This is a genomic window from Streptomyces olivochromogenes, from assembly GCF_001514115.1.
Classification (GTDB): domain Bacteria; phylum Actinomycetota; class Actinomycetes; order Streptomycetales; family Streptomycetaceae; genus Streptomyces; species Streptomyces olivochromogenes.
This window is the reverse complement of sequence record NZ_KQ948451.1, coordinates 910668-923449: the sequence shown is the minus strand read 5'-3', so window position 1 is coordinate 923449 and position 12782 is coordinate 910668. Positions and strand designations below refer to the sequence as shown.

The 12782-nt window shown below is 70.5% G+C and carries 9 protein-coding genes and 4 pseudogenes; 8 read left to right on the top strand and 5 right to left on the bottom strand.

Annotation, left to right across the window (positions count from 1 at the left end; translation table 11 throughout):
* The first annotated feature begins 271 nt into the window (after positions 1-271).
* Positions 272-910 carry a TetR/AcrR family transcriptional regulator gene (locus AQJ27_RS04225; protein ID WP_201264225.1) on the top strand — a complete coding sequence of 213 codons (639 nt, stop codon included), beginning with the start codon at positions 272-274 and terminating at the stop codon, positions 908-910.
* Positions 911-1372: 462 nt separating this feature from the next.
* Positions 1373-2161 carry a bestrophin-like domain gene (locus tag AQJ27_RS04220; protein ID WP_208948603.1) on the top strand — a complete coding sequence of 263 codons (789 nt, stop codon included), beginning with the start codon at positions 1373-1375 and terminating at the stop codon, positions 2159-2161.
* A 130-nt stretch (positions 2162-2291) separates the two neighbouring features.
* Here AQJ27_RS04220 and AQJ27_RS04215 read toward each other — a convergent pair.
* The 4 genes and pseudogenes from AQJ27_RS04215 to AQJ27_RS04195 form a co-directional block, all read right to left on the bottom strand.
* A pseudogene (locus AQJ27_RS04215) lies at positions 2292-3329 on the bottom strand (RNA polymerase sigma factor); the annotation flags it as partial.
* Positions 3314-4697: pseudogene (locus AQJ27_RS51765) on the bottom strand (UvrA family protein). The pseudogenes AQJ27_RS04215 and AQJ27_RS51765, both read right to left, overlap by 16 nt.
* A gap of 36 nt (positions 4698-4733) precedes the next feature.
* A pseudogene (locus AQJ27_RS60740) lies at positions 4734-4873 on the bottom strand (hypothetical protein); the annotation flags it as partial.
* 339 nt (positions 4874-5212) lie between these two features.
* Positions 5213-6052, bottom strand: a complete 840-nt coding sequence (locus tag AQJ27_RS04195) for a CDP-alcohol phosphatidyltransferase family protein (protein ID WP_079064763.1) — start codon at positions 6050-6052, stop codon at positions 5213-5215.
* 106 nt (positions 6053-6158) lie between these two features.
* Between AQJ27_RS04195 and AQJ27_RS04190 the strand changes: the two genes are divergently transcribed.
* The 5 genes and pseudogenes from AQJ27_RS04190 to AQJ27_RS58440 form a co-directional block, all read left to right on the top strand.
* A complete protein-coding gene (locus AQJ27_RS04190; protein ID WP_067361703.1) occupies positions 6159-7139 on the top strand; it encodes a zinc-dependent alcohol dehydrogenase in 981 nt (326 codons plus the stop codon).
* 137 nt (positions 7140-7276) lie between these two features.
* Positions 7277-7675, top strand: coding sequence for a 6-pyruvoyl trahydropterin synthase family protein (locus AQJ27_RS04185; RefSeq protein ID WP_060900963.1), 399 nt, complete (start codon positions 7277-7279; stop codon positions 7673-7675).
* Positions 7672-8979 (top strand): glycosyltransferase family 4 protein, encoded by a 1308-nt coding sequence (locus tag AQJ27_RS04180; RefSeq protein ID WP_235613389.1) that lies wholly within the window; start codon positions 7672-7674, stop codon positions 8977-8979. Before AQJ27_RS04185 ends, AQJ27_RS04180 begins: the two co-directional genes overlap by 4 nt.
* 2 nt (positions 8980-8981) lie before the next feature.
* Positions 8982-9920 carry a class I SAM-dependent methyltransferase gene (locus AQJ27_RS04175; RefSeq protein WP_425275186.1) on the top strand — a complete coding sequence of 313 codons (939 nt, stop codon included), beginning with the start codon at positions 8982-8984 and terminating at the stop codon, positions 9918-9920.
* Positions 9917-11059, top strand: a pseudogene (locus tag AQJ27_RS58440) (lysylphosphatidylglycerol synthase transmembrane domain-containing protein); the annotation flags it as partial. The gene AQJ27_RS04175 and the pseudogene AQJ27_RS58440, both read left to right, overlap by 4 nt.
* A gap of 173 nt (positions 11060-11232) precedes the next feature.
* On the opposite strand, the gene AQJ27_RS51760 reads toward AQJ27_RS58440, so the two are convergent.
* Positions 11233-12036, bottom strand: a complete 804-nt coding sequence (locus AQJ27_RS51760) for a creatininase family protein (protein ID WP_079064761.1) — start codon at positions 12034-12036, stop codon at positions 11233-11235.
* A gap of 49 nt (positions 12037-12085) precedes the next feature.
* Between AQJ27_RS51760 and ribA the strand changes: the two genes are divergently transcribed.
* The gene (ribA, locus tag AQJ27_RS04165; protein WP_067361698.1) at positions 12086-12775 is read left to right on the top strand and encodes a GTP cyclohydrolase II; all 690 of its coding nucleotides are present in this window, start codon (positions 12086-12088) and stop codon (positions 12773-12775) included.
* The last annotated feature ends 7 nt before the right edge of the window (positions 12776-12782 follow it).

Here is a 12782-nt window from a genome sequence, read left to right as displayed (position 1 = left end):
CGCGGAGGCGTGTGCCCACGCGGCCGTGTTGCGGCTGGTCAGGTCGATGGGGGTGACCTCGCGGAGGCGGCCGGGCTCGGCGCTGATCCGGTTCCCGGTCCGGCCGGTGCGGTGTCGGTCCTCCATCGCCTCGAACGCCGCATCCGCGCCTACGTACTGCTGTGCCGACCGCCCCCGCCCCAATCCGCGTCGCCGAACAGAGGCTTCAGTGCCGTTGCTCAGCGAGGCGGCTGTTTGACAATGAACTCAAGCAGCTGCTTGAGTTCATGCTGTGATACAGGCGAAAAAGACGGACCTGCGCCGAGAGGCCGGTCAGCGCACGCGGGACGGCCTGCAGACGGCCGCCCTGGAGTTGCTCGCGCAGCGAGGCCAGGAGGGCGTGACACTTCGCGAGATCACCGATCGCGCCGGAGCCAACGTCGCCGCGGTGAGTTACCACTTCGGGTCGCTGAAGGCGCTCTGCGACTCGGCGATAGAGCACGCGCTGGAACGGTATCTGGACGCGCAGATCCAAGAGCTCGATCCCCTTGGCTCCACGTCGACGCTCCAGGAGTTGGCGGCAGCCTTCGCCCGGCCGATGGTGCGCGCACTGGCGGCCGGTGGACAAGACCTGGCCGTGATGCGGACTGTGGCGCGCGTCGGTATCGATCCGCCCGAGGGGTGGGAGCGGCTGAACGGCAAGTTCGACCAGAGTCGCCGGGAAGCCCTCCGGGTGCTGACAGCGAACCTTCCCGGAGTCGACGAGCAGGAACTGATCTTCCGTACGCGATGCGCAGCCGGCCTGCTGAACTGGCTCGCACTGGCCCCCATCGGCACCGAGTTGGCCGCCATGTCCGCCGAGCAGATCGAGCGGCAGCTGGTCCCCGTGGTGGCCGGGGCGTTCCGCGGGGACACCGCCGTCGGCTGCTGACCAGGCCAAAGGCCCCCTGAGCCCGAGCAACTCAAACGAATACTCGGCAAGGAAGCGGACGGCACCTCCCTCGTCCAGCGGTACCACGTGGGCCATGGCGTTTTCAGCTGATTGACGGACAGTCGGCCACCATGCGTGGGGGCGCAGGACTTTCCAACTGGCTCGCCACCGGACTGGGATCGGCTTCCCGTCTCGGCTGAATGACGGTGAACGAGGCTGAATGAGACGGAAAGTGAGACGGGCGTGGCGGTCGTTGTCGGTACCGCCTCGTACGGGGCGCATTCGGCTGTTTGGCCAACGAAAGAGAGATGCCGTGCCGGGCGTCGCGAGCGTCAAAGGTCTTCAAGCTGTGATCATGGAGCGTTCATTGAAAGTGATCGAAGAGCGCCAGGTTGCGGGGGCCGGTGTGCCGCCGCTGCGGGGCGCTCGCGGGAACGCGCTGTAGGTGATGTGGTGAACTGGTTGACCTCGCTGCCGGCGGTGGTGCTGGTTGTGGGCGGGCTCCTGCTTGCCCTACTGGTCGCGGCCGCGGCGCGGGTCGGCGTCCGGGCGCTCGTACCGGTCGAGGAACGGGATCGGGTGCCGCAGATCGCCACGCCCCTGATGCCGACACTCGGCGCCGCCTTCGCGATCTTCGCGGCACTCACACTGGCCAGCGAGGCCGGCTACCTGCGCGCGGCCGAGGGGTTGGTGAGCGACGAGGCGGCCGCGGCCTCCCGCCTGGCCTGGGCGGCGACGAGTCCGCGAGTCCAGTCGGAGCCTATCCATGCGGCGCTGCTGGACTACTTGCAGACCACGCGTGCCAGGGAGTGGAAGGCTGCAGCAGCGGCGTCCGGTGACGACCCCGCCACCGCTCACGCGATCGCACGGCTGGAGCGGAGTGTGCGCGCCGAAGCGGCCCGGCCCGAGGTGGGAACCCCGGCCGGCACGGAGCTGGTGGCTTCCATGGACGGTGTCACCAGTAGTCGTCGCGCCCGCGTTGCGGCCGCCTCGCGCGACGTTCCCGCGCTCTACGTCGTCACGCTGGTCGTCAGCGGACTGGCCTTGATCGTGAACTCCGGCGCACTGGTCTTCCGCAGCAGCCTGCGAACGTCACTGCTGATCGTAGGTGTGGCGAGTGTGGTCGGGCTGAGCCTGGCGTTGCTCTTCGCACTCAGCGGGCCCTGGAGCGGAGCGTTCATCGTCAGTGGGCAACCACTTGACGCCATCATCACGGACCTGAAGTCCGGCTTCTTTCACGGCGGCTCGTAGGCGACGGGCGTGATCAGTACGCCGACAACCGCTCACCGGCGGCCGTGACCCGCGGCCGCCCGATCGATCCCCCCAGGACGGCCAGGGAGGGCACTCATGCGTGAGCACCGCATTGGGAGTGGGGGATCGATCAGCTGACGTCGAGGTAGTCCCGTAGGGCCTGGGAGCGGGAGGGGTGGCGCAGTTTGGACATCGTCTTGGACTCGATCTGGCGGATGCGCTCACGTGTCACCCCGTACACCTGCCCTATCTCCTCCAGGGTCCGGGCCTGCCCGTCGACGAGGCCGTAGCGCAGGGAGATGATCCCGGCCTCGCGTGCGGTCATGTTCGCGAGGACGGCCTGGATGGCGTCCTTGAGGAGGAGGAAGGTGACCATGTCCGCGGGGGAGATGGTCTCGCTGTCCTCCAGGATGTCACCGAGTTCCGTGCCGCCGTCCTCGCCGAGCGGGGTGTGGAGCGAGACCGGCTGCTTGCTGAAGCCCTCTATCTCGGTGATCTTCTCGACGGGGACGTCCAGCTTGTCCGCGAGCTGTTCCTGTGTGGGTTCGGCCCCGGTGTCCTGGAGTATTTCCCGGCGGACCTTGGCCATGCGGTTGATGACCTCGACCATGTGGACGGGAATGCGGATCGTCCGGCTCTGGTCGGCCAGGGCGCGTGAAATCGCCTGCCGGATCCACCAGGTCGCATAGGTCGAGAACTTGAACCCTTTGGTGTAGTCGAATTTCTCCACCGCGCGGATCAGTCCCGTGTTTCCCTCCTGGATCAGATCCAGGAACAGCATTCCCCGTCTGCTGTACCGCTTGGCGATGGAGACGACCAGGCGCAGGTTCGCCTCGACGAGATGGGACTTCGCCACATGTCCGTCCGCGGCGAGAATCTCCAGTTCGCGCTGGAATTCGGGGCTGATGTGCGGCTCCTCCGTCAGCCTCCGCTCGGCGAACAGGCCCGCCTCGATCCGCTTCGCCAGCTCCACCTCCTTCTCGGCGTCGAGGAGGGAGACCCGCGCGATCTGCTTGAGGTAGTCGCGCACCTGATCGATCGTGGCGCCGCCGGAGGTGAGCCGGGGGCTGGGCGCGTCGTCGTCCTCGTCCGCATACGCGGCGGGATTGGGCGACTCCAGTTCCCATGCCTGAGTGTCCGTGTCCATGGCGCTCAACTCCTCTCCAGAAGCGGTCGGAGGAACTGCCCGGTGTAGGACCGAGGCTGGGCCGCCACCTGTTCGGGGGTGCCCTCGGCGATCACTGTGCCGCCGCGGTGGCCGCCTTCGGGGCCCATGTCGATGGTCCAGTCGGCGGTCTTGATCACGTCGAGGTCGTGCGCGATGACGACGACCGTGTTGCCTTGGTCGACGAGTCGGTGGAGCACGGCCAGCAGTTGGCGGACGTCGTCGACATGCAGGCCGGTGGTCGGCTCGTCGAGGACGTAGAGCGTTCTTCCCTTGGTGCGTTTCTGCAGTTCGGCGGCGAGCTTGACGCGCTGTGCCTCGTCGCCGGAGAGCGTCGTGGCGGACTGGCCGAGTTTCACATGGCCCAGACCCACGTCTTGGAGCGCCCTGAGGTGCCGGGAGATGATCGCGTGTTCCGCGAAGAAACCCAGGCTGTCCTCGATGGTCATGCCCAGTACGTCGGCGATGGACCTGCCCTTGAAGTGTACGTCCAGGGTCTCCCGGTTGTACTGCGCTCCGTGACACACCTCACACGGCACGTAGACGTCGGGGAGGAAGTTCATCTCGGCCTTGAGGGTGCCGTCGCCGTACCAGTGCTCGCAGCGACCGCCCTTGAGATGGAAGGAGAATCGGCCCGGCCGGTGGCCGCGCACCTTCGCCTCCGGAGTCTGTGCGAACAGCTTCCGTGATCGCGCGCCCCTTCGTGCGGGGCCTGCGTGCCGCGGGCAGCGGTATCCGCCGTCGGCCGGCCAGACAGGCGCCGGTGAGGGGGGTCGGATGGTCGAGGAGTTCGCGCGCGGTACCCGAGTGCACCACGTGTCCGCCGTGCGCGCCCGCGCCCGGCCCGATGTCCACCACCCGGTCGGCGGCCTTCACGGTCTCCTCGTCGTGCTCGACGACGATCACCGTGTTGCCACGGTCCCGCAGCCGCAGGCCGGGCGCCGCCGCAGGCCGGGCAGGGCACCTCGTGCGTACAGCCCGCGAACCGCTCCCGTGAGGCGTCCTCCCGCGTGTGGCGGCGGGTGACATGGGGGAAGATGCCCTCGAACCGGGTCAGGTGGGAACGCTCGCGCCCGAACCGGTTCCGACAGGTGATGTGGACCTGCTCCCGGAACCCTGCGGCACCACCTTCTTCGCGGTGGCGGGCAGTTGACGCGAGGGGGTGGCGGCGCTGAACCCGGCCGCCGCGGCCACCGCTTCGAGCAGCCGGGTGAAGTACTCGGCGCCACTGGTGTTCGTCCACGGCGCGACGGCGCCCTCGGACAGTGACTTCTCCTCGGCCGGTACGACGAGTTCGGGGTCGACCTCCGTCCGTGAGCCCAGGCCGGTGCACTCGGGGCAGACACCCCGCTGTCGCGCACTCGCCTTCACCGTGAGCCGGTCCACGACCACGTCGGGCGAGTGCTTCCCGCGCCTGTCCAGCGGCGGCGGCCCGGTGAGCGGATGGACCTCCCCGTCGACCCGCACCGGCTGAACCCGTCGGTCCGCAACTGCCCGAACACGTCCGCATGCTCGCCCTTGCGGTCCCGGACCACCGGAGCCGGCACCTGGACGCGCACCCCGTCGCCCTGCGCGAGCAGCCGGTCCACGATCTGCTGGGGCGGCTGCCGCTCCACCGGCTCCCCGCACTCGGGGCAGTTCGGGCGTCCGACGCGGGCGTACAGCAGACGCAGGCTGGATTTATCCGAGCCCGATACCCCGGTGAAGACGATGAGCGCATTCCTGGGCAACTCCACGGAGATGTCACGCAGGTTGTGCCGGCGGGCGCCCTTGATGACGAGTCGGTCTTTCACCTGTCCGAACCCTACGACGCGGTAGAGCGTGCGGTTGCCGAATCGTTATCGACCGGTTCCGCCCTCGGTGACGCTCCGCCCGTCGCCGCGGCCTCACGCTTCGACGAGCTCGCGGACGTCGTCCCGCACCTGCTGCTCCTGCTCCTGCACCCGCTCCGTCTCCTGCACCCGCACCTGCTGCTCCTGCTCCCGCTCCTGTGCCTGCTCCCGCTCCTCGACCGGGTGGCGGTGGCGGTACAGCCAGGTGATGTCGCGGCCGAACGACCAGACGAGCGAGGCGAGCGCGAGGAGCACCGCGGCGGCGTTGCCCTCCAGGGGCATGATCCCGGCGCCCGCGACGAGCAGCACGATCCCCTGAAGGGCCGCCACGGTCTTGCGCGCCATGCTGTGCGGCAGGGCCGCGTTCAGCCAGGGCAGCACCCGGGCCGCAGCCACGAACGCGTACCGCATGGTGCCGATCAGCAGCACCCACGGGCCGAGCGACATCGAGACGTACACGCTCAGCACCAGGATCAGGAACGCGTCCACCTCCATGTCGAAGCGGGCGCCCAGCGCGGTCGAGGTACCGGTGCGACGGGCGACCTTGCCGTCCACCCCGTCGAGGATCAGGGCGACCGCCGTGAGGCCGACGAGCAGGCTGACCGGGGGCGAGCTCTCGAAGGAGTCCGCGACCAGGGCGGTGACCCCGCCGACCAGGATGGCCCGGCCGAGTGTCACCCGATTGGCCGGGCCGAAGGAACGGGGCCGTGAGCGGCGCAGGGCACGGGTCAGAACCGCCCAGGTGGCGAGCGCGAAGGCCAGACCGGTCAGCCAGCCCGCGGGCCCCATCCCGATCGCCGTGCCCAGCAGAGCCAGCACCAGGAGCTGCAGACCCGCTCCCACCGTGGTCTCCTGCGCCAAGAGCCTCGCGTCGTACGTGTTGTTCAGGGCCACCGCACATCCTCCGGCCGTATGACAGAGTCGATCAACGCCGCGTACAGTGCGCGGCTTGTCACTGGTCCGTACGTGAAGATCTGCTGAATCGTTCAGGGGGACGCTCATGGAACTCACAGCTCGTGCCTTCTGGCTGAGCTCGCCCGGCCACGCCGAGATACGCGAGGTCGCCCTGCCGGCCCCTGCCGAGGGGGAGGTGCTGGTGCGCACGCTCTACTCGGGAGTGAGCCGGGGCACCGAGACTCTCGTCTTCCGCGGCGGCGTTCCGGAAAGTCAGCATGCTTCGATGCGTGCACCGTTCCAGGACGGGGATTTCCCCGCACCTGTGAAGTACGGCTATTTGAGCGTCGGCCAGGTGGAAGAAGGCCCGGCGGGTCTGCGCGGCCGGACCGTCTTCTGCCTGTATCCGCACCAGACGCGGTACGTCGTGCCGCTGAGCGCCGTGACCGTCGTACCGGACTCCGTCCCCGCCCCGCGCGCCGTGCTCGCCGGGACGGTGGAGACCGCGGTGAACGCCCTGTGGGACGCGGCACCGCTGGTCGGCGACCGGATCGCCGTGGTGGGCGGCGGCATGGTCGGCTGCTCCATCGCCGCGCTCCTCGCCCGCTTCCCGGGCGTACGCGTCCAGCTCGTCGACGCCGACCCCGCGCGCGCCGACATCGCCCGCGCCCTGGGCGTGGACTTCGCGCTCCCCGCGGACGCCGCGGGCGAGTGCGACCTCGTCGTGCATGCCAGCGCCACCGAGGCAGGGCTCACCCGTTCGCTGGAGCTGCTCGCCCAGGAGGGCACCGTCCTGGAGATGAGCTGGTACGGCGACCGGCGGGTCAGCCTGCCGCTGGGCGAGGCCTTCCACTCACGGCGCCTGGTCGTGCGCAGCAGCCAGGTGGGTTCCGTTTCCCCGGCGCGGCGCGCCAGTCGGACGTACGCCGATCGGCTGGCACTCGCCCTGGAACTGCTCGCCGAGCCCGCCTTCGACGCGCTCGTCACCGGTGAGTGCGGCTTCGACGAACTGCCCGACGTGATGGCGAAGTTGGCCTCCGGATCGATACCCGGCCTGTGCCATCGAGTCGTCTACGAAGGCGCTTGAGCACTGAACAACCTGCCTGACCTCCAAAAACTGCAAAGAAAGGGGAACAGGCAGCTGAACAAGGAGAACGGGGAAGCCGTACTACACGGCATGGTCCCGGCAGGGGATCAGACGTGCCGCACCTGGAGGGTCGTCCGTTGTTCAGCATCACCGTCCGCGATCACCTGATGATCGCCCACAGCTTCCGTGGCGAGGTCTTCGGGCCCGCGCAGCGCCTGCACGGGGCGACGTTCCTGGTGGACGCCACGTTTCGCCGGGCCGAGCTGGACGACGACAACATCGTCGTCGACATCGGTCTGGCCACGCAGGAACTCGGCGCCGTCGTGAGCGCGCTGAACTACCGCAACCTCGACAACGAACCGGACTTCAAGAACACCAACACCTCGACGGAGTTCCTGGCCAAGGTCATCGCCGACCGCCTCGCCGAGCGCGTGCACGCCGGGGCCCTCGGCGAGGGCGCCCAAGGCCTCGCGGGCATCACGGTCACCCTGCACGAGTCGCACATCGCCTGGGCGAGTTACGAGCGTGCACTGTGACCGACACGACCATGGACCAGGCCTCCCCCAAGTCCGGCCAGGTGCCACCTAAGTCCGGCCAGGCGTCCGCGAAGTCCGGTCAGGTGTCCCCCAAGACCGGCCAGGCGTCCGCGAAGACCGGCCAGGCGTCCGCGAACGACGACCAGGCTTCCCTGAACTACGTGCCCGTGCAGCACACGGCTCTCAAGAACGCCGAGATCATCCCCATGTCCCTGCGCTCCGTGCACTTCGTGATGCCGGGCGGTGTCGACGACGCGTCCGCGCCCAGCGGCGGCAACGCCTACGACCGCCGGCTCTGCCTCGACCTGCCCGGCTTCGGCTGGCAGGTCCACAAGCACGCCGTCGCGGGCAGCTGGCCCCGGCCGTCGGCCTCCGCCCGTACGGAGCTGGCGCGCACGCTCAGCGAGTTCCCGGACGACTCGGTCGTCCTCCTCGACGGTCTCGTCGCCTGCGGCGTCCCCGAGATCGTCGTCCCCGAGGCTGAACGGCTGCGTCTCGCCGTCCTGGTGCACCTGCCGCTCGGCGACGAGACCGGGCTCGCGCCCGCCGTGGCCGCCGAGCTGGACGCGAAGGAACGGGCGACGCTGCGGGCCGTGTCCGCCGTCGTCGCCACCAGCGACTGGGCCGTCCGCCGGCTGGTCGCCCACCACGGGCTCGCCCCGGAACGTGTTCATGTCGCCGCCCCGGGCGCCGACATCGCGCCCCTCGCCTCCGGTACCGACGGCGTCTCCCGGCTGCTGTGCGTCGCCGCGGTCACCCCACGCAAGGGCCAGCACCGGCTGATCGAGGCCCTCGCCACCGTCACCGACCTGCCCTGGAGCTGCGTCTGCGTCGGCGGACTCACCCAGGACCCGACGTACGTCGCCCAGCTGCGCGGCCTGATCGGGAAGTACGGGCTCGGCGACCGGCTGCACCTCGCGGGACCGCAGGCGGGCGCGGAACTCGACGCGAGTTACGCGGCGGCCGACCTCATGGTCCTCACCTCCTACGCCGAGACGTACGGCATGGCCGTCACGGAGGCGCTCGCGCGGGGGATCCCGGTGCTGGCGACCGACGTGGGCGGTCTCCCCGAGGCGGTCGGGCGCGCGCCCGACGGCGGGGTCCCCGGGATCCTCGTACCCCCGGAGAACCCGGCGGCGCTCGCCGCGGAACTGCGCGGCTGGTTCGGCGAGGCCGATGTGCGCCGCCGCCTCAAGGCCGCCGCGCGCAGTCGCCGGGCCGCACTGGACGGCTGGGCGACCACCGCCCGCAGCCTGGCCGGTGTGCTGGGACGTCTTCCGCAGCAGCCTCGGAGGGCGGCATGAGCATGACTGCGACTCCGTCGGGAGTTCCGGAACAGGGCGTGTCGGAGGTGGGCGTGCAGGGTGGTGTGTCCGGGGTTCCGGGGCAGCGCGTGAGCGCGCCCGACGACGACGTGCCCCGCTACGCCCCTCAGTGGCTCCAGCTGCGGGAGCCCGCGGACGCCGCCGCACGGGCGCCCGAACTGCTCGACCCGCTGCGCATCCGGCTGGCGAACCGGCCGGGCCGCGCCGGCGACCTGGTGATCCACGACCTCGGCTGCGGCACCGGCTCCATGGGCCGCTGGCTCGCCCCCCGGCTCGACGGCGCCCAGCACTGGATCCTGCACGACCGGGACCCCTATCTGCTGCATTTCGCGACCGTGGGCGCACCGCAAGCGGCCGCCGACGGCAGCCGGGTCACGGTCACCACCCAGCGCGGTGACATCGGCCGGCTGACCGCGGACGCGCTGACCGGGGCGTCCCTGGTGACGGCGTCCGCCCTGCTCGACGTGCTGACCCGCGAGGAGATCGACCGGCTCGCGGCGGCCTGCGCGGGCGCCGGGGTGCCGGCCCTGCTCACGCTCTCCGTCGTGGGGCGCGTCGAGTTCACACCGGCCGATCCGCTGGACGCCGAGTTCGCCGAGGCGTTCAACGCCCACCAGCGGCGCGGGGAACTGCTCGGCCCCGACGCGATCACGGCGGCCTGCGAGGCCTTCGACCGGCACGGCGCGACGGTACGGGTGCATCCGAGCCCCTGGCGGCTCGGCGCCGACGAGGCCGACCTCACGGCGGAGTGGCTGCGCGGGTGGGTCGGCGCGGCCGTCGAGGAGCGGCCCGCGCTGGCCGCCCGTGCAGAGTCGTATCTGCAGTCCCGCCTCGCCGCCTGCGCCGCGGGTGAGCTGCGCGTGCAGGTCCACCACAGCGACGTACTGGCGCTGCCGCGGCCGACCGGCGGTGCGGCGTGAGCGCCGGGGCGGGGACGGCGGAGGCGGTCGGCGTGGACGCGGGCACGTCCAGCCCGCGCGGTGCGGCGACCGCTGTCCGGGCCCACGCCGACGCGGACCTGGTTTCGGTGCGCGGCGACGTGAGTCCGGCGGACACGGCAACGACCAGTGGCGAGGCGGGTCAGTCGCACGCCGAGGGCGAGCCGGGTGAGCCGCACGCCGACGGCGAGTCGAACGCGCCGGCCCGCGGCGTGACGGAGCTCCTCCGTTCCCGCCCCGGCGCGGTTCACGTCGACGCCGAGACGTCCCCGGCCCGGCAGGAAGCCGACCCGACCCCCGCCCGCCGCAAGGGGGGCTCGCTGCGCACGCACATCGGTTCCGTCGCCGGTGTCCTCATCCTCGGTGTGCTGCTCTGGCGGCTCGGTACCGGTGTCTTCCTGGACGGCCTGCGACGGGTCGACGGCCCGACCCTGCTGGCGGGGCTGGGGCTCGGTCTGCTGACCACCGTGTTCAGCGCCTGGCGCTGGTGCCTGGTGGCACGTGGACTGCGGATCCGGCTGCCGCTGGGCGGCGCCGTCGCGGACTACTACCGCGCGCTGTTCCTGAACGCGGCGCTGCCCGGCGGTGTCCTCGGCGATGTGCACCGCGCCGTACGACACGGCCAGAGCACCGGGGACGTCGGCCGCGGCGTACGCGCCGTGGTCCTCGAACGGACCGCGGGCCAGGCGGTCCTGGTGGCCGCCGGAGCGGTGGTCCTGCTCACCTTCCCGTCACCGGTCCTCGCGGACGCCCGCAGGCTCGCCCTGATCCTGGCGATCGTCTCGGTGTGCGGAGTCGTCACGGCGGGCGCGGTCCGCAGGGGCAGAGCCCAGTCCGGCCCGTCCCGGCGCTACGGGGCCGTCCGCGCCGCGCTCACCGAGGCGCGCGGCGCGCTGCTCGCCCGCGGCAACTGGCCGGGCGTGCTCATCTCGTCGGTCGTGGTGCTGGCGGGACATCTGGCGATGTTCCTGCTCGCCGCCCGCGTCGCCGGATCGCACGCCTCCGTCGCCGTACTGCTGCCGCTCGCCCTGCTGGCCCTGCTCGCCATGGGCCTGCCGCTGAACATCGGCGGCTGGGGCCCCAGGGAAGGCGTCATGGCCTGGGCCTTCGGCGCCGCCGGGCTGGGCGCCGGCATGGGCCTGAGCGTCGCGGTGATCTACGGAGTGCTCAGCTTCGCCGCCGCCCTGCCCGGCGTCGCGGTCCTGGTCGTCCGGTGGTTCGCGGCGCTGCGGCGCCCCCGGCAGGAGAACGCAGGAGGGCACGATCAATGCCGAGCGTCAGAGACCGCCGAAGTTCACACTCCGGAAGTCCCCTTGGCCGGGGCCGCGTCGGAGGCGGTGGGCAGCGTCTTCGCCGTCACCAAGGAGAAGTACGCCCCGAAGGCCTCGGTCAGCCCCGCCAGGAGCTCCTTCCCCTTCTCGGCGGACGCCTTCGAGGGACGGCCGATGACGCCGGACTCGGTATAGCCGGCCATTCCGAGGGTGAGCAGATGACGTCGGTCGTCCGCGACGAAGTCGGACGTCTCGTAACCGGGCCGGACCAATTCAGGATGCGTGTGCAGAAGAATGGAGGTCTCGATTTCACCGGCATGCATATCGGTGAGCAACGAGGTCTCCACGCCTGCCCGTTCCAGCGCCGCCTCCCAGTCCTCCATGGCCGGGAAAAGCGCCATACGCGTACCGGTGCCGACGGATTCCTGAACCACATTGCCCAGCACGTAATTCCCGCCGTGCCCGTTGACCAGCACCAGGGTGTCGACGCCGGAGTGGCGCAGCGATGCGGCTATGTCCCGCACCACCGCGTGCAGCGTGACGGCGGAAATGCTGACGGTACCCGGCCAGGCCGCGTGCTCGTGCGAGCAGGAGATCGTCACCGGAGGAAGGAGATGGACCGGATGAGCGGCGGCGATCCGTTCCGCGACGGCGCACGCGACCAGCGTGTCCGTCGCCAACGGAAGGTAGGCACCGTGCTGTTCGAAACTCCCGACGGGAAGCACGGCGACCTCACGGGCGACACCGGCCCCCCGCTCGCGTACATCCTCCGTGGTGTCCGCCGGCAACAGACCGGATACCGCCGAGCGCGTTCCCGAACCACTCATGTTTCACGGCCTTTCGACGCTGCTTTCGACTCTGCTTAGGAACCAGATCATGACAGATAACTTTGGAGTACTCGCCGGGACCGCACGCCTCACAGGTGTCGAACGAGTCGTGAATGCCCCTTTGCCCACCGTGTACGGCGACTTCCAGGCGGTCGGCTTCCTGGATCACGATCGCGGAGAGGAGCAAGTGGCCCTGGTTTACGGGGAGGTCGGCGATCTCAGCAACAGCGGGGAAGACGCCACGAAGGAAGGAGTCCTCACCCGGCTCCATTCGGAGTGCCTCACCGGGGACGCCTTCGGGTCGACCCACTGCGAGTGCGGTGACCAGCTCGCCGCCGCGCTGCGCGCCATCGTCGCGGAGGGCCGTGGCGTCCTCGTCTACCTCCGCGGCCACGAGGGCCGCGGCATCGGACTGCTCGCGAAGCTGCAGGCGATGAAGCTCCAGTCGGAGGGCCTCGACACCGTCGAGGCGAACGTCGCCCTCGGCCTGCCGGTCGACGCCCGTGACTACCGGGTCGCGGCGGACATCCTGCACGACCTCGGCGTCCGCTCCGTACGCCTGCTCTCGAACAACCCGCGCAAGCGGGAGTCGCTCCAGCGCAACGGCATCAAGGTCGCCGAGCAGGTCCCGCTGCTCATACCGCCGTGCCCGCAGAACATCACCTATCTGCGCACCAAGCGGGAGCGACTCGACCACTTCCTGCCGCATCTGGACGTGGTGGTCTCCCACTCCTCCTGAGCGCGGG